This is a genomic window from Butyrivibrio sp. INlla16, assembly GCF_900104155.1.
Classification (GTDB): domain Bacteria; phylum Bacillota; class Clostridia; order Lachnospirales; family Lachnospiraceae; genus Butyrivibrio.
Genome location: NZ_FMYB01000063.1, coordinates 1 through 17,112 on the forward strand (window position 1 = coordinate 1; position 17,112 = coordinate 17,112).

General features: G+C 41.3%; 15 protein-coding genes and 2 pseudogenes. 2 read left to right on the plus strand and 15 right to left on the minus strand.

Going from position 1 to position 17,112, the window contains the following annotated elements; genetic code table 11:
* Positions 1 to 373: 373 nt before the first annotated feature.
* From BLR42_RS19465 to BLR42_RS19500, 9 genes are all read right to left on the minus strand, one after another.
* Complete coding sequence (locus BLR42_RS19465; protein WP_091872771.1) at positions 374 to 1,648, minus strand: leucine-rich repeat protein; 1,275 nt, start codon at positions 1,646 to 1,648, stop codon at positions 374 to 376.
* A gap of 19 nt (positions 1,649 to 1,667) precedes the next feature.
* On the minus strand, positions 1,668 to 2,522 hold the full coding sequence (locus BLR42_RS19470; RefSeq protein ID WP_091872776.1) for a hypothetical protein: 855 nt from the start codon (positions 2,520 to 2,522) through the stop codon (positions 1,668 to 1,670).
* 320 nt (positions 2,523 to 2,842) lie between these two features.
* Positions 2,843 to 4,795 carry a beta-L-arabinofuranosidase domain-containing protein gene (locus tag BLR42_RS19475; RefSeq protein ID WP_091872779.1) on the minus strand — a complete coding sequence of 651 codons (1,953 nt, stop codon included), beginning with the start codon at positions 4,793 to 4,795 and terminating at the stop codon, positions 2,843 to 2,845.
* Between the two features lie 157 nt (positions 4,796 to 4,952).
* Entirely contained in the window at positions 4,953 to 5,528 is a 576-nt protein-coding gene (locus BLR42_RS19480) for an alpha/beta fold hydrolase (RefSeq protein ID WP_091872781.1), read from the minus strand.
* Positions 5,529 to 5,662: 134 nt separating this feature from the next.
* A complete protein-coding gene (locus tag BLR42_RS19485) occupies positions 5,663 to 6,847 on the minus strand; it encodes a MerR family transcriptional regulator (RefSeq protein ID WP_091872784.1) in 1,185 nt (394 codons plus the stop codon).
* A gap of 45 nt (positions 6,848 to 6,892) precedes the next feature.
* The gene (locus tag BLR42_RS19490; protein ID WP_091872787.1) at positions 6,893 to 7,372 is read right to left on the minus strand and encodes a DNA-deoxyinosine glycosylase; all 480 of its coding nucleotides are present in this window, start codon (positions 7,370 to 7,372) and stop codon (positions 6,893 to 6,895) included.
* 16 nt (positions 7,373 to 7,388) lie between these two features.
* Positions 7,389 to 8,156 (minus strand): tyrosine-protein phosphatase, encoded by a 768-nt coding sequence (locus BLR42_RS19495; RefSeq protein ID WP_242879441.1) that lies wholly within the window; start codon positions 8,154 to 8,156, stop codon positions 7,389 to 7,391.
* Positions 8,157 to 8,164: 8 nt separating this feature from the next.
* On the minus strand, positions 8,165 to 8,314 hold the full coding sequence (locus BLR42_RS23060; protein WP_170832889.1) for a hypothetical protein: 150 nt from the start codon (positions 8,312 to 8,314) through the stop codon (positions 8,165 to 8,167).
* Between the two features lie 37 nt (positions 8,315 to 8,351).
* Positions 8,352 to 9,473 carry a phosphotransferase gene (locus tag BLR42_RS19500; RefSeq protein WP_091872790.1) on the minus strand — a complete coding sequence of 374 codons (1,122 nt, stop codon included), beginning with the start codon at positions 9,471 to 9,473 and terminating at the stop codon, positions 8,352 to 8,354.
* On the opposite strand from BLR42_RS19500, the gene BLR42_RS19505 reads away from it, so the two are divergent.
* Complete coding sequence (locus tag BLR42_RS19505) at positions 9,451 to 10,137, plus strand: GGDEF domain-containing protein (protein ID WP_091872811.1); 687 nt, start codon at positions 9,451 to 9,453, stop codon at positions 10,135 to 10,137. The two genes, BLR42_RS19500 and BLR42_RS19505, sit on opposite strands and share 23 nt — an antisense overlap.
* Before the next feature lie 45 nt (positions 10,138 to 10,182).
* Here the strand turns inward: BLR42_RS19505 and BLR42_RS24010 are convergent.
* From BLR42_RS24010 to BLR42_RS19530, 5 genes and pseudogenes are all read right to left on the minus strand, one after another.
* Positions 10,183 to 10,545 (minus strand): annotated as a pseudogene (locus BLR42_RS24010) (phospho-sugar mutase); the annotation flags it as partial.
* A gap of 85 nt (positions 10,546 to 10,630) precedes the next feature.
* On the minus strand, positions 10,631 to 11,611 hold the full coding sequence (locus BLR42_RS19515; protein WP_091872795.1) for a type I phosphomannose isomerase catalytic subunit: 981 nt from the start codon (positions 11,609 to 11,611) through the stop codon (positions 10,631 to 10,633).
* A 208-nt stretch (positions 11,612 to 11,819) separates the two neighbouring features.
* Positions 11,820 to 13,028 carry a glycoside hydrolase family 130 protein gene (locus BLR42_RS19520; protein WP_091872798.1) on the minus strand — a complete coding sequence of 403 codons (1,209 nt, stop codon included), beginning with the start codon at positions 13,026 to 13,028 and terminating at the stop codon, positions 11,820 to 11,822.
* An 8-nt stretch (positions 13,029 to 13,036) separates the two neighbouring features.
* Positions 13,037 to 14,056, minus strand: coding sequence for a glycoside hydrolase family 130 protein (locus BLR42_RS19525; RefSeq protein WP_091872801.1), 1,020 nt, complete (start codon positions 14,054 to 14,056; stop codon positions 13,037 to 13,039).
* A pseudogene (locus BLR42_RS19530) lies at positions 14,056 to 14,298 on the minus strand (hypothetical protein); the annotation flags it as partial. The gene BLR42_RS19525 and the pseudogene BLR42_RS19530, both read right to left, overlap by 1 nt.
* 208 nt (positions 14,299 to 14,506) lie before the next feature.
* Between BLR42_RS19530 and BLR42_RS19535 the strand changes: the two are divergent.
* Positions 14,507 to 15,415 carry a helix-turn-helix domain-containing protein gene (locus BLR42_RS19535; RefSeq protein ID WP_091872803.1) on the plus strand — a complete coding sequence of 303 codons (909 nt, stop codon included), beginning with the start codon at positions 14,507 to 14,509 and terminating at the stop codon, positions 15,413 to 15,415.
* Positions 15,416 to 15,417: 2 nt separating this feature from the next.
* On the opposite strand, the gene BLR42_RS19540 is transcribed toward BLR42_RS19535, so the two are convergent.
* Positions 15,418 to 16,440: a LacI family DNA-binding transcriptional regulator gene (locus BLR42_RS19540; protein WP_091872806.1), complete on the minus strand. Its 1,023-nt coding sequence runs from the start codon at positions 16,438 to 16,440 to the stop codon at positions 15,418 to 15,420.
* Positions 16,441 to 17,112: the final 672 nt, after the last annotated feature.

Below are 17,112 nucleotides of genomic sequence, written 5' to 3' on the forward strand. Positions count from 1 at the left end.
TTTTTGTTTGTGTACTTCACTATCGACATCTTTCATCCAACCTCCTTAACTGTACTTGGTACTATTTATTATATATCATACCAATATTTATGTCAATACGTGTATTGGTATTATTTAGTTATATAGTACCATTATTTTCCACAAACTTTCAATCAGAAATTAGTGCAAAATGCAGAGAGGCCGTAACCCCAGACATAATCTGAGTTTACGACCTCTTGCATCAATCAGCACTTATATATTTTTAGTCAATCATTAGACCGTGAATAGTAACGATCGGTTTTCTGATCTCCTGCGCGAGCTCAAGTCCTGTCATATCTGACTTTAAGTCAATATCCAGAAAATAAATGCCTGCATTTTCCGAATAAGTATAATATTAAGCAATTCGTTTACAGCAGGAGTAACGGGCCTTTTCCATTCCGGCCTTTTTAAGCATTTGCTTCAGATTTGATATCTCCTTTGAATTCATATTTTCAACTTCAACTTTTATCTTTGATGGAGTACCTGCAAAAGCATCCTTGCCCACTTTCTTTACAGTATTTACATGAATGCCCATTTTCTTTAAGGATGAGCATCCATAGAACGCCCTCGCCTTAATCGCAGAGAAGTCCTTAGACCATATGATGTTAACATCTTCAAGCTGGGTGCATCCTTCAAAAGCGCTCTTGCCTATATACTTGATTTTAGTCTCATTAATCCAGCAATCTTTGATATATTGATTTCCTTTAAATGCATTATCTGCTATTCCAACTACGTCATAGCACTCATAGCCGATTTCATCAACATATTTCCATGGATCAAAACGCTCCATATCCTCCTGACTTGCTGATGAATTAAATCCTATGACTTCAACTTCACCCCTCTGCTTCTTTGTAGCAGTTTTTACTACCCTGTACGAAAGTGATCCGGATACAAATGTCTCCCCTTTTGAAAGCTTTTTCATGAAATCCGAAGCAGTGGGAATCTTTGTTTTTGTCTTTTCCTTCTTGGGAGTATCCATTATGAAATAGACATCTTTCGCACCGGCTTTTTTCAGAAGCTTGTTTATCTTCGAAGCATGCTTTGTACTCATATCGTAGGTATAGACTCTTATTATCTGGCTTGTATTTGCAAAGGCATCTGTACCTACACTCTTTAACGAGTCATCCGTAAAATAGACCTCATTCAAGGACTCACAGCCATAAAACGCTCTATCACCGATAGTAGCAAGTCCCTTACGGTTAGTACTAAAATCCTCTAACTTTGTACATCCTTCAAAAGCACTTTTTCCTACATATCTGAAATTGGTGCATCCATAAGCACCGAAACTGCGAATGTTTGTATTCCCCTTGAATGCATCATCCGCAATCCCCACAAAATCATATGGCAGATCTTCTTCAATGCCTACAATGCTAGGATTTTCCAGTTTATACTTATCGTCACATGCAGGATCAAAACCGGCAAGCTCAACTTCACCAACTTTGAATTTCTTAAATGAATCAGGATTTTTTATCGGTTTTACTACTCTATAAACAAATCCCTCATATACAAATTCCCCTCCTTTAGGAACTTTGTAATAATTATCATAGTAAGCCCTGGACTGTATACTCGCAATATTAAACATACCCATGATGAAAAACACAGCAGCCAAATGTAAAATTACCTTTTTCATACTCTTTTTCCCCTTTGCCTCAAATCTTTTCCCACTTATAAATATGTACGTAATAATAAACACGATTTCCTTTTTTTATGACTCTTGTGCGAATTAAATTTCCTGCGTGATCATATTTATTTTTGTAGTAATATGTCTCATCAAGATCCGGTCTGTATTTACCGTTTTGATATTTTTTTGTAGTAACTTGCTCTATATCGCCATGCGAGTTATAACGGTAATGATCATGATAAACGAAACCTTTAAACCATTTTCTTTTAGTTATTGATTTTGTCCTGCAAAACTTCCCATCTACCTTTTCATAGGTATTCTTTTCTGAATTTTGGAGCACCCATTTCCCATTTTCTCTTATGTAGTATAGTTCCTTTTCTAAGTTACCTTTCTTATCATATTTATACTTTGTAAGATTTAAAGATGGGGTACTATCCCCATAATAATCATATGATTTCTGTCGAATAAGCCGACCTTTGGAGTATGTAGCTTTATCAATTAAGCTGAGACTCCTATTACCAGTAGCATTGTCAATATCATAATATCTCTTAATTTTAGTGTTTCCTTTGGTCTCATATTCAGTTTCATATTTATATGTCGTTCCGTCCTTATAGTGGGTTGTATGCTTAATCTCTCTACCCTCTTCGTCATATGAATATTCAACAAGGGAATCTTCATCTTCGTCGAGTCTTCGCACAGACATCAAATTTCCTGTCTCTTTATCATATGTATAAAAATATTTTGTGGTTCCATCAAAATCCCTGCTTTCCTCATAAACAAGTCGGTAATCGGACTTATTGGCCGCAAAGGCTATTTTTGTAGATAAAGGCGAAGCCAAACATATGCATAATGTAATGATTGATATTACTATTCTTTTATTCATTCCTCTTCTCCAATTATTTTTCAAACATAATGAGACAAATCAGTAAATCCCTATATACTCTTAGCTCAACAATTCCTCTATCAGATTATCTGATAGAGAAATATTAGAGATACAATTTCTCTTATCATATACAGCGCAAATTCAACCATCTTATGATGCACCATATATAGAAGGTGAAATTGAGGTCACTGCAGATAATGCTTATCTCAACCCCACCCCCGATGGCTATGCTTTATACGTTAACGATGAGATCTTAGATTATATTGATGAATCCGAACTATCAATGGAACCGTTTACCGGATTGGAAATTAGACCATAATTCAGAATTTCCAATATATTCCATAGCACTCCCTGTACTGATTATAATGCGTTGTAAATACAAGGTTATGGTCTGTTCCTTTAAGGTCGAACTCCATCTCATCCTGCCTTTTCACCAGATATCTCTCAATATTTGAAAGGAAATCATCCACGGACCCCGCATCCGTGAGCTTTATCTCATCCGATTCCACAGCTCTCTCTGCAGGAACCGATACCTGCACTCCGTGAGACTTTGTTTTCATCTTCGCTGTCCCAAGTCTTGCTGAGAGAAGATATGGTCCGTATAAAAATGCATAGGTGGTCTTTCCGTCGGGGAGATTTTCATAATGAAGTCCCATAGGAAGCTCCAGCACGAGTTCTCCTCCTGATGATAGAATTTCCTTTGAGATCACAATGAAATCCTTCTCTTCCTGATGAACGCCTGCATCGACATCTTTTCCATTAAGAGTAATCCTCGGCATATCTGCTACCCACTCCGGGATTCTAAGCCATAAATCATCTTCAATGTTTTTACCCTGGTTAGGCGTAATTATAATTTTCACCTGCTCCGATTTGGTGAGGCCGCACTCCTGAATGAGCTTATAATCATCAGTTGTAAGCTCTGATGCGAGATAAATTGACACAAGCATCTTGCCTGCTGCCCTATAGTAAATTCCTCTCTGAAGCTTAGTGAAGTTCTCATATCCGGTTCCTGTGCAGCACCAGAAGTTACCGTCAAGGGTATTAAACACCTTGTGATAACCGGTTGCCATCGGCTGGAAATATGTGGTAAATCCTGTCTCGTGATTCTGCGATGCCATTATTGCATTTATAAGTGTTCTCTCAGAATAATCTAGATACTTCTTTTTACCTGTAACCGCAAAAAGTCGTCTTGCAAACTTCAGCATGTTATAGGTATTGCAGGTCTCATTATTTACATGGGTTCTCTCTGCATCAAGGACATAATCTTTTCCGAAGTGCTCGTTCTCACTGTTTCCGCCTGTAACATAAGTATGCTTACTAACCACCATATCAAAGAAGCTCTCGGCATATTCAAGATACTTCGCCTGCGAAGTATCCGCTTCGTATCTCGCAAGCGCCCCTATAAACTTGGGAATCGTCGTGTTGGCGTGAGTATTATCAAGAACATTCTCTTTTCCCGAAAGTATCTTCTCAAACAGCTCTGTCTCATCAAATCTGTGCGCCGCATCAAATATTCTCTTCAGATCTTCGATGGCGAGAGCACTTCCCTTCTCTTTAAGCTCCCTGTTTATAACGAAAAGCTCATAGAGGCAGTCATTCATTCCGCCGTATTCAATACTGAGAACTGTTTTATTGGTCTCTTCCGACCACCCCTCGGTTCTTTTTGCAATCCAGTGTCCCAGATTGTTCGCAAGCTTCAGCGCCGTCTCCTTCCTTGCTATGATGAAGGCAGCGTTCAATCCCGTCAGAATCTTGTGCATCGTATACCACGGAACCCAGGCCTGTGTGAACAGGTCGCTCAGCCCTTTTTCGACGTTATCGAACTGCAGGAGTACATTATCCGAGAACTCTTTTGTAGGAAAATCGGATCCGAAAATATATCCCTCATACTGACTTCCTTCTGTAAGCTTCTGACATTCCATCAGCGCATCAAGAATATAGTCAAGCCTTGCATCAACGTCCTTTTTCTCAGCTTCCGTAAGTCCCGGATTCCCAACTGCCTGAGCGAGAGCTGTAATATAGTGTCCAAGGGTATGTCCGCCAATAAGGGAATTCTCCCAGCCGCCGCCATAGCGCTCTTTCCCCTTCATTAGTTTCTTCTTAGCTTCGTCGTCCATCCCTGCAATTATCGCCGCAGTTTCCCTAAAGCCCGCAAGAAGCCTGTCTGCATCAAGTGTGAGCATATTCTTCACATCGATATGAAGTGCCTCATCATAATATTTATCAGTAACCTTTACCGCTCTGTGTTCCACTAAAGTCCAGGTATTTTTCATGCTATCTCCTCCTTCTGAAAAGAAATAAGTGTGCCTGTTCACTTGCCTGACACACTTAAAATATATAAGGTTTAACCCTTCCGTTCTATTCGATTATTGCTTATTTTTTCTGACATTTTGCTTATGTCTGATGTGCACAGAATGTCGCTTGAAATTGTCATGAATTAATCCGGGATTTACTCTTCTCCATGACATCCTCCAGGATTCGAATATTGTTCAACGTATCATCTGTCTCGAGCGAATGATTTGCGCCTTCATATAGATGAATGGGAATACCATAACCCTCTGCCATATCCACTACCTTAAGCGGATCACTCCACGGATCTGCCGAGCCGATAAATGCTATTGCACTTAGTTTTTCCGGTTCCTTTATCACGTTAAAAGTCTCTTCCAAAGGTGTATACAGAATATGCCTTACATTTTTAACAGCGTTCTTCTCGCAATATGAAACTGCGATAGCTGTTCCTATACTCTTTGAAACAAAGAGAATATCATCATAATCATCGAAGCGGATATCCCGAAGAGCTTCATCTGCTTCCCGATAAAGTGTCTCGAACGACTCCTTCATCTTTTCCTTATCACCGCGAATCTTCTTCGGCTTACTGGTATAGTCTATATTTATATAATCTTCGTATCCCGCCTCAGCCGCCAGTTTCCTTGCATAATACAAAAGCGGTTTATCGTTGTGATATCCTATCCCCGGAAAAAATACTGCAATTTTCTTGTTTTTCATGTGCTCACTTTCTATTAAAAATTGTAATCTACAGTTTCTTCGGTCTGAGTTGTCTCCTCTGTGTCATCTCCGCCTCCGGGAGTAAACTGCAATATTATAAACATAATCATACTAAGTACGATCATTATATAAAATTATACACCATAGCAATGATAGAATGTACCTTCCATATCCACTGTGACAGAAGCGCCCCGCAATAGCTTTTCATCAAAATACTTCAATATTATTTCTTTCTTATCTTCAAGGTATTTCCTGCTGTCAGGGTACTTTCTAAGGAGTCTCTCAAACAGATCCTCAGCACTGTCAAATGAAAGCGGACAGGGAAGCAACACGATTTCAACCTTATCAAAGTTTTCAGACAGGAGGTTTACAAAATCCGCCGCCAAATCTCTTCGCTCAGCTCTCCTTTTTATGGCAAAAGATATGTCCAGTCCGATATCCGCAATCGTCTTTTCCCAGAAATCATATTCCATATTGTCCTCGCTGTAGAAGTTCACGGAAAACATACCGCCGGGAGCAAGGACCTTTGCCACATTCCGGATGAAAGCCTCTTTATCATTAAGATAAGAAAGAAGATAATGCGCAACAATCTTAGAATACTTTTTCTTTGCTATTTTCTCCCAGGTCTCTTCCTTTTCCAGGTTACTGAAAATCACCTGTATATCAGCTTCTCCCGGTAAAGTGCCGCGATTTTCCTCAAGATATTCATAAAAATCGTCAGCCCAGTTTCCGTGAATGTCATATCCGTCCACTAACAGTTTTGCCGGAATACGCTCCCAGTTCTTTCTCCACAAAAGCCCGTAGCTGCAGCCAAGATCCAGGACGGTATCCTCTTCTGTAAAATCCAGCGAGTCGAATATCTTCTCATACCACTCAATTCCGTCCGCAGCATGATTTGCAGCATACCATCTTCGCTCATCAGCACCCTGACTCATTTCCATCTTCTTGATGATATCCGCGATATCGTCCCAGTCAGGATTCTCATCAAGTCTTGCAATTGAAGCCTCAATACATTTTGCAGACTTCTGCAGCTCATATATTTTCTTGTTCATCATATCGAGCTGATTTTCAAGAATATCTCTTATCGAACTCAGATTATCATTTTCAAGGTTGCTCTTTATCTCCTCTAGGCTAAAACCGATGTGCTTTAGTGCAACAATCTTTTCCAGAATTATTAAAGAATTTTTATCATAGAGCTTGTAATTCCCCTCAGAATACCCAACAGGCTTAAGAAGTCCCTTCTCATCATATATACGAAGCGCCTTCTGCGACACCCCAGCCTGTTTGGCAATCTCCCCGGATGTCATCCTCTTTTCCATACTTCCCTCTCCTTTTTCAAGTATTACTGTATGATGTTAGTCCCCTCAATATTCCAAAATCACACGCCATTCCTCCAACAGCCGCTCTATACTCCATGCTGCATTCGCCGGACTCGTTGAAGAAAGGCAAATTGCCTTTCTGTTTATTTTTCCTTCGATATACTTCTTATAATATTTTTCAGCCGTCTTCCCATTAACAAAAATCGCTTTAATATCAGCCTTATCAAGAATCACGGACAAATCATTCGCCACAACATTTTTTATCGTCGAATCCGCTGATCCTTCAATATCGCACTGTGCTATAACATCCCAAACTGCTATGTGATTCCTTAGTAAAAGTTCTCTCTTTTCCTTTACAGTACCCGGAACCTGTTCACCATACAACGCGGCTATAACCTTCCAGAATCTGTTTTGCGGATGCCCATAGAAAAACATAGCTTCTCTTGATTTCACAGATGGAAAGCTTCCAAGAATCAGTACTCTTGATTCACTATTAAAAACTGGCTCAATTGGATGAATAACCATTTTATCAGCCTCCAGCCTAAGATGCTTTTTCTACTATCATTCGCTGAATATCAGGTGTAATCCCTATTGACGTGAAGTATTCCTGAACCGTTCCATGATTATCTTCTATCATTTCCATAAACCTGATCATGTTATTTTCATTCGGAATGACGATATCCATGTCCAAATCCGGGAAGTTTTGATGTATCAGCTCAAAGCGCTTCTGATTATTATCTTTTGTCCTCATGTAGTCATAAACAATATCGCTTTTCCTGACACCGCAAAGCCACAGTATAAGTGCAGCTATTACTCCGGATCTGTCTTTACCCGCTGTGCAATTAAACATTACCGCAGATTCCGCATCAGCTATTGTTCTGAAAACTTCCCTTATATTTGCTGCGTGTGCTATCCGATAATAGCTCTCCGGAACAGCTTCCACGCTCTCAGGAATTCCACTGCCTTCTTCTATCGGAATGTCGTGGTAGTCAAAGCCTTCCAAGTTCGAAAGTCCATGAGGCTTTCTCCCTTTTTCCTGCGCAGATCTCAAGTCGATAATTGTGGTAATATTGGAACTTTTCAAAAATGCGATATCCTTTTCAGACGGAGTAATCGCAGCATCACTTCGAATAATTCTGCCATAACAGGTATATCGCTCTGTCCCATCAATCCTGTATTCACCTAAATCTCTTGTATTCAGGGTAGTTTCCAACAGTGAATATGGCATGTTATCCCATGCATTATCGTAGCTATCAATTAAGGCCTCTCTGTTTTCCAGAGCCTTCAGCTCCTTAAGGCACAGATCCACCGCTTCTGCTATCCCCAGGTAGCCTTCTTTAAATGACTTGCATTTCCATTTCCTGCATCCGGAAGAATCGCCCCAAACTTAAGCCTTCCCTCATCCTTGAATTCGTATCTTTTAGTAAGTTCATTTGTAACCGCCAAATGTATAATGCTTGATGCCATGAATATAATTCCCCTTCCTCCAACAATACTCCCTCTTTTATATCAACTGTAATAAAGCCTCTGCTATTGCATCCGCTTTCCTATAAACTTCTCTGCAAATATCCGTGCGCCAAAAAGCAAAATCCAGCAAAGCTTCTCTATTCTCTGTTTTAGATATCAGATATTCCTCATACCCATAAGCACTACGCGATAATTGAAACAGATAAACATATGGCATAGCTTCCAAATCTCTTTTTGTAAGCTGAGCATACTTCATATATTCCTTCACATACAGTGCAAAGTCTGTGGTATCAAAGGCTTCTCCATTGCGGCAAGCTCCGGCCTGTATATATGACCTCATTATCTCCCATATTGCTGGCAGCTTTGCCGCTGAGGTAAAGTCTATTACTGCCTTTACATGATCTCCATCGCATATTAATTGACATGAAGTATAATCTCCATGACTTGGAGTATATGTAATCCCCTTAAAGTATCCTTTCATATCCTCAATATGACTAAAAAGCACTTTCTTGAATAAAAAATCTTCCTTAATTCTGCTATAATTTGGATCCGCATTCTCTCTTTCCAAAGCCTCAAGCAGCCTGTCATATTTCTTATTTACCGCTTCCACCGAGATACTCGCGGCCCACTTTTCGTCAAGGCTTGATTCCATTGGATAATCTTTGAGTATGGAATGCAATACCCCCAGATATTTTGCACTATCTTTTAGCAGATTATGTGGCAAATCGTTCAGATATGATTTCCCTTCCAGGTATTCCTGCAGGCTAATCACATGTCCTTTAAATAAAGTGCAACTATTTCCACTTATAGTCTTTATAAACCTTGCAACCGGAAATCCTTTTGAATACAAGTAATCTACAAGCTCTGTTTCTCTTTCTACAGTTTGTAAAGTATACTCTTTCTGATATTCTTTAAAAAAATAATTCCCTTCCTTGCAACTAACCTTATAACAATTCGCCGTCCCCATAGAAAGATGCTGACTCTCAGTCAAATGGAGGCCATATTCCTGCAGCAAGAACATCTGCATCTTACCCTGATTAAAAACACTCTTTTCAATTGCCATTGTCAACGTCCTCAGCTCAACTCTATATATTATCCTGCTGATAACAGCAAAATCCGGAAGCGAAAGAAATATCATGATAGCCTTTTCAGAGATCATGATATACTCAGTTATCTGCGAGCTCCTTACTGTTGGCAGCTGCGGTTTTATCTACTATCCGCTTGGCATGGTGGCGGTAATCTTTCATCTTGTATCCACTACCAGGGCAAAGAAAACCCTGCTTCAGGTCATGAGCATCATAGGCACTTTCATCATCTATCTCATAGACATTACAAACTATGTACCAATTAAATATATAGCAATAGATTTAGGCTACCACAAGCCCTTTATAGTCTTCTCCAACCTGCTGGTAACAGTTATCACCATGGTTTACGTCTCCTATCTTTATATAACCGAGCAGGAACAGAACAGAGCTATACTAGAATACAATATAAACCATGATCAGCTTACCGGTCTATATAACAGAAGGTATTTCTATTCAGCCATAGAAACCATCACAAGATCCACCGGAGAGTTTTCACTCGCCATGGTGGATCTGGATAATTTCAAGAAGATCAACGATACATATGGCCATGAATTCGGCGATGCCGTGTTAAAAGACCTGTCTGAAATCCTGATGAGCTCCATGGGAGAAAACGATATTGCAGTCAGATGGGGCGGCGATGATCTCCGTAAATACGAGCAGGTAATAAATTCTGCTGATCAGATGCTTTATTACGGAAAAAACAACGGCAAAAACCGTATTGTCAAGGAAATCCAATAAATACGACTCTTCCACCATATCCTTTAATCTCTTTGAAAGCTCTTTTTCAATAACCTCTGCCTGTGCCCTGTTATCTCCGGAAACAGAAAGGTATATCTTGATCTTGGGCTCTGTTCCTGATGGTCTTACAACTATGCTATTCCCAGTCTCCAGTATAAATTTCAGAACATCAGACTTTGGAAGGTCGTCTGTTTTCTTTAGATAATCGCGCTCACTTGCTATCTTTTGACCGCACAGCTCTCCACCCAGATTTCTGAATTTCTCCATGATATTCTTCATTTTATCCTGTCCCTTAGGGCCCTCAAACTCAAAGCTGTAGAGGGTGTTCAGGAAATATCCGTGCTTCTCATAGAGCTCGCCAAGCACATCCGTAAGGCTCTTCCCCATCTTCTTATAATATGCAAACATCTCACAAATAAGGAGAGAAGCGTTAACTCCGTCCTTGTCCCTTGCATGAGTTCCCGAGAGATATCCGCATCTCTGTAATCTCTTTTCATCCTATTCTCCTCTGCTCCTTCTGCCCCGGTGTTGAAGCTATGATCTTCATGTTGCCATTAAGGCTCGCCTTCTCATATCCCTTAGGTATGATAAAACTATCTCCCTTTGAGATGGCGCATCCATCTACTTCTCCGTATCCTTCCACAACACTTACCAGCATAAATTCGGACAGTCCCAGAATCTGTGCCCGTCCTTCAACCTTCATCTCATAGACGTGGTAATACTCACACCCATAAATACTGTGAAGGACGTTTGCTCTTCTGTCCCTTTTGCAGGCAGGAACCAGGCATTCCTCTATGGGTTTTGCCGGAGTTATAATGACGTCCTTACTCTGCTCAAGGTGAAGCTCTCTCTTCTTCCCGTCTTCAAGTCTGTCGTAATCATAGACGCGATAGGTGATGTCACTGTTTTCCTGAGTCTCCAGAATAAGACAGCCCTTCGTAAGCGCATGTACCGTTCCGGGATCTATCTGCAAAAAATCACCTTTCTTTACGGGAACCCTATTTATAAGCTGTCCCCATCTGCCCTGATCTATAAGCTCATCCAGTTCACTTTTGTCTCTGGCGCTGTGCCCGATGACAAGACTTGCTTCCGGCGGACAATCAAGGACATACCAGCACTCAGTCTTTCCAAGAGCCCCGTTTTCATGTTCTGCAGCGTACCTGTCATCGGGATGAACCTGTATGCTGAGATCATCTCTGGCATCAATGATCTTAACCAGGAGCGGGAACACATCACTTTCTTCATCTCCAAAGAGTTCTCTGTGCTTCTCCCACAGTTCAGATAAATGCATGCCCTTATACTTTCCTGCCTTAACCGTTACATCACCGCTTGGATGGGCCGATATTCCCCACAGCTCTCCTATATCATTTCCTTCTTCATTGCATCCAAACTCATCCTTTAGCCTTGTCCCACCCCAGATAGTGTGCTTACAGACAGGCTCCAAAAATAGTATCTCAAGATTGTTTTCTTTCATTCTCTCCTCCAATTTTTAGGCAATAAAAAAGCATGTTGCTCGCAACATGCTCGCGCCGAGCGCGGTTGCATTTATGCAACATATACCTTACGCGCGAGTGCGCATCCATAGCGGAGCGTTTTTTGTTTAATAGGAAATTCGGAGGAATTTCCTATTGAACAAAAAAACAGCGATTGCAAAACCGCAAAGTCAATCGCTGTTTACTTGGTTAATCCGTCCTGTTTCCGCATGCGTCAAATCTGCGAACATAGTCCGTCAGATTCTTTAGATTTACCTTAGCTATCCCGATCTTCTGATCAGCCGCCCCATAGCCCATGATCAGTTCATCACCTGCTACCACCGCTCCGGTTGTAAAGATGCAGGGACATGGGAATTTATCGGGAAGTTCCCATTTCTGCCTTGCATAGATCAGTCTTTCAGACATTCGGTGTTTTATTTCGGGAAAATCACCGTCTCTTTCCTTAAGTATCATGAAAGACTGAGTGTAGCCGTAATTCGGAAGCTCTTTTCCGTGATAGGACACAAGCCACTCTCCATCTCCTAGATCCAATGGCGGAAAGCTTGCTCCAACTCTCTCCTGCTCCCAGTCAAACTCACTTTTAGCCAGCAGCTTGTGGGTAGCATCCGCCGTGACAAAGTCTTCAAACTCATCCGCTGCTGCCAGGAAGATAGCAGGAGTTTTTACACTTTCACCTGTCGGAAACTCATAGCTTCTCTCAGGCCTGTGGAGCATAAGAAGTTTCTTTGTTCCACCGATATTCATTCTCTTTGGGAAAAAGAAAACATCCCTGTTGTCACTAAGATTCCCGTCCGTCAGTGGGCCTACATAGGAAAACGCCTCTTCATAACTGCCCTCTTTAAGTTTCTTAAGATCCACTTTGTAAAGGACCGTGACAGTGTCATTTCTCCTTGCAAGCACTCCCACCGGAGAGTCCGGATCCATCACCCAGTCAGGCAGGTTGTCTTTTCTCTTATCCCCTTCCCAGTATGGTCCCGGAGGAAAGAGTCTGCAGGCAACGGTCAGATAGAGCTGCGCTCCTATGTAAAAGAGCCTTGGATCCTCTATACACCCGTTGGCGTAGTTGATGACTTTCTCTCCCTTGTCATTTATCACGTACATATCCTGCTCGTCATAGGCAAGCTTCGGGCCCAGAGCAGGTCTTTCAAAATCAGCCTCAAAGCTCTCTCCCATATCGGTGCTCTTTGCATATCCTAGGAATATCGGATATGGATCTGACTTACCCTTAAGATTTGCCGAGGGCCAGGGGCCTGTTGCCCTGAAGAGTATATGAATGGTCTTTCCATCTTCATCAAGAACCAGTGCAGGATTCAGCACCATCGTATCCGCCCAGTCACAGCCTTCTTTTGGCTCCAGCACAGGCTCTTTTGAATAAGTGATGATTGGTTTTTCTCTCATCGCTTCGATCACCGCCTTCCGATCTCACGGTCTGTCTCTGAAGTTTTGCTGTGCTCCTTAATATAGTCGATGATCTCATCGGTATATCCAAATGCCAGCCCAACATAGCTGTCGGCTGCTCCGTAATAGATGGCGATCTGTCCGGTCTCTTTGTTCTGGACAGTCGCGCAGGGGAAGCAGACATTTGGCACAAATCCTCTCTCCTCATACCACTCCTGCGGAGTCAAAAGAAATGTCTCACACCTGTACTTAACAACAGAAGGATTGTCTATATCCAGGATTGCCCCGCCGATAGAGTACACATAGCCGTTACAGGTTCCGGTAACACCATGGAAGAACAAAAGCCAGCCTTCGCTTGTCTCAATGGGAGTTGCTCCTCCGCCTATCTTAAGCGATTCCCACCAGTTCTCGTTTGGTCCCATAACATGTCTGTGCCTTCCCCAGTAAGTCATATCAGGACTCTCACTTATAAAGATATCTCCGAAAGGAGTATGACCTGAATCTGACGGTCTTGAGAGCAGCATGTACTTTCCTTTTATCTTTCTTGGGAAAAGAACTGCATTCCTGTTAAAGGGAATAAAAGGATTCTCAATTCTCACAAACTTCTTAAAGTCTGTTGTCTTTGCAATTCCTATGGATGCGCCGTAGAAATCCTGGCACCAGATGATATAGTATTCTTCTTCAACTTTTACAAGGCGCGGATCATAGGCGTACTGAGGCATGAAGGGATTTCCGTCTTCATCTGTAAAAGGAATCTTTTCACTGTCTATATCCCACTTGATTCCATCTGCACTCCTGCCCATATAGATTGCAGGAATACCATTTGTCTGCTCTCCTCTGAAGACTCCTATGAATCCGTCCTCATAGGGCATTACTGCACTGTTAAATATTCTTGCAACTCCCTCCACAGGATTTCTGGCAATTATAGGATTGGCATTGTATCTCCAAATAGGAGCTCCTTTAAGTCCCTCGGGCTTATCCTGCCATGGCATGCGTTCTGTTCCGGGTCCCAAAATCTCGTACTTCATTACTTTACTCTCCTTAATAGTTCAAGGTTTCTGTTTATCAAATCGTCTCTTTGTCTTACACACAGGACCGACCTTCCAGGATCCTGCGGTGTGTTAAAGCAGTAGAGAACGTATCTGAGCCCCGCTGCTGTATTTCTTACTCCGTGAGCTATATGTATCCATCCTCTTGCTGTCTTAATCGGCACAGCACCGGCTCCTGTCTCAATAAAATCATCCATGGATCTTGTATAGAAGGCATACTTGAAGAATACAATATTTACTTTTTTAATCATCTATTATTCTTGCGATTTATAACTCATTCTTGCGTAAGTGTATTTATTTGCCGTTTTATTGGCTTTTTATTTAATTATTTAGCTTTTATTACCTAACTAACTTATGTATTTTAGTTGATTTCAGGTTGATATTTTCCTTTTTACTTACTATAATGTTCCCATAAACAGGAGTAATATCATGACATCAGCTAAATACACCACAATCGATGAACTGAATAGAATCTTCCGTTTCCACAGACTCTTCGGGAGTGGTACGTCTTTTACCGATGTTCTTGACACCAAGAGATTCATGGCCTGTGGCTGCGAGTCTTTAGATCCTCTTATCCTCCGGGCAGTCTTTGGAGGAGCCATTACCTACGGTATCCCAACCACCTTTGAATGTATCGATAATCCATTCTATTTATTGTTATATATCGAAAAAGGGGATGCCTTGATCAAGACAAAAGACAGCATAACAATGCCCGAAAGAAGCATGATCCTTCTAAAACCCTACGAAAATTTCCGCTTTGACACAAAAAGTACTCCATGCTATTTTCACTTGTTTTTGTTATCGGGGAAATCCTTAAGATTATATACAGAACATTCATCTAAGGTTATAGAATTTAAAGAAAAGCATATCGGAACGCAGCTCTCCTACCTGCAAAGGATGCTGCTAAGGCAGGGAGCGGACTCAGAGCTTCTAAGAGCAAGAATCCTTACCGACGTTCTCACAGAAGGGTATCTGGCAGGTTCAAAGGCCTTTGCCCCCTCAGCCACTCCCGGTATACCGGGTTATATCCAGGAGATGAAGTCCATTCTGGATCAGGAATATAATACCTTTATTACTTTAGATAACCTTGAGCAGAGGCTCCTTGTAAGTAAATACAGGCTCTGTCGTGAGTTCAAAAACTACTACGGCCACTCACCTCTTCAGTATCTCAACAACGTCAGGATCCAGCAGGCCAAGACACTTCTTGAGCAGACAGATATAACGGTAAATGCCGTTGGGTACGACGTTGGCATCGCCAACACCAGTCATTTTATCAAGCTCTTTAAGAGAGAAACCTCTCAGACACCTGCCGAATACAGAAAAAACAAAAGCTCTTAGCATCAGCTAAGAGCTTTCACACTGTCTTTTTCTATGAGATGTCCCGTAATAATATGTGCTCCCATTTTCACATCCTCTCCCTTTAAAAGAGATGTCAGATAGGAAACTGCCTTCTGCACCATACCAAGCATATCTACTTCATAAGTGGTTATCTCCACGTCACATACTCCCGGGAAGATAAAGTTATCATATCCTACTACCGAGAAATCTTCAGGAACCTTGTATCCCTCTTTCTCCAGCCTCTTAATAAGTACTCCTGCTGTAAGATCGCAGTTACATACAAAAGCTGACGGAAGCTCCAACGGAAGCGGGAGCTTATCAGGTTCAAAGATGATTCCTGTATTCTTATCTCTGTCCTCAATCTGCCAGTCAGGTCTTACCTGAATGCCATGCTCCATCATGGACTTTACATATCCAAGATATCTGTCGGTAATGGATGTTGTCTGCAAAAGAGATCCGACAAAGGCAATATCTCTGTGACCTTTTTCAAACAGATAATTGGTCATGTAGTAGGAACCGTAGAAGCTGTCTGATATAACAGACACTTCATCTCTGGACTCATTGCAGAAATCCAGATATACTAAAGGAATATCTCCAGCCACACTCTTTATAAACTCACAGTACTGCCTTGTAAATTCGCCTTGCATCACAAGGGCATCAATCTTGTTTTCCATAAGCAGATTTGGAGCCGTCAGCTCTTTTTCCATGTCATGGGTTACAAGCTCTAAAATAGTATAGTCACCCTGAGCACCAAGCTGACTTGTGAGCATCTGATACATTTGCAGATAAAATGAATTGTATTTTCTAAAATACTTGTCGTGAATGATAATGCCTATGTTGTGGCCCTTTGTTTCACTGCGGATAGCAGCGGAGGGCTGAATGTATCCCATCTCGTCAGCAAGCTTTAAGATATGCTGACGGGTACTCTCACTGACACCCTTCTGTCCCGTGAGGGCTTTGGATACCGTGACAACACTCACTCCAACTTTTTTGGCTATATCTGCCATCTTAACTGTCTTTGCCATGTAAGTAATCCTTTGGTGGTTTATTTAAGAGCTTGGTGTAAATCGAGGTCATTCCTTATCCCCCAGAACATCCCTTGCTATTGTTCCTTTTATATATAATAGAGGATTTAAAATATATTGTCCAAGATTTTCCTTTGTCTGGTTATTTCTAATTCTTTTAAGCAGAGGAATCCTACGGGTTCACCATCTTCCTTAGCTGCAAAAAGAAAAAGGGGATATCTGAAACGCATTTATTACATTTCTCAATCCCCTTAAGTGCTCCTGGTTTAACCGGTTCTCAACTATTTTATTTAATTATACTCCATATAATAAGGCTATTCAAACAATCCCATAGCTGCCCTAGGGTTGTTTCATGAAGAAGTTTTTGTGCAGGAGAATGCCATAATCAGGTGGAGTAGTTGCTTTTTGAGATGTTATTATCCTATATTCAGCATAAAAAAGCGCATAGTTATCCCTATGCGTCATCAAAAGGAGTAAAGGTATTGTTATTCTCAAAAATCAATACATACTGGGAATTGGTTCAAAAATAAACTTTGCCACACATGTAAGATCCGAGTCCACTTCATCCATTATATCTATCATCTGTATCCGGTTCACAGGATCTTCTAATTGCATCAGCCTTGCTACGTTATATGATATTTTTCGCAAAACGGATAAAGCATCTTTGCTCTG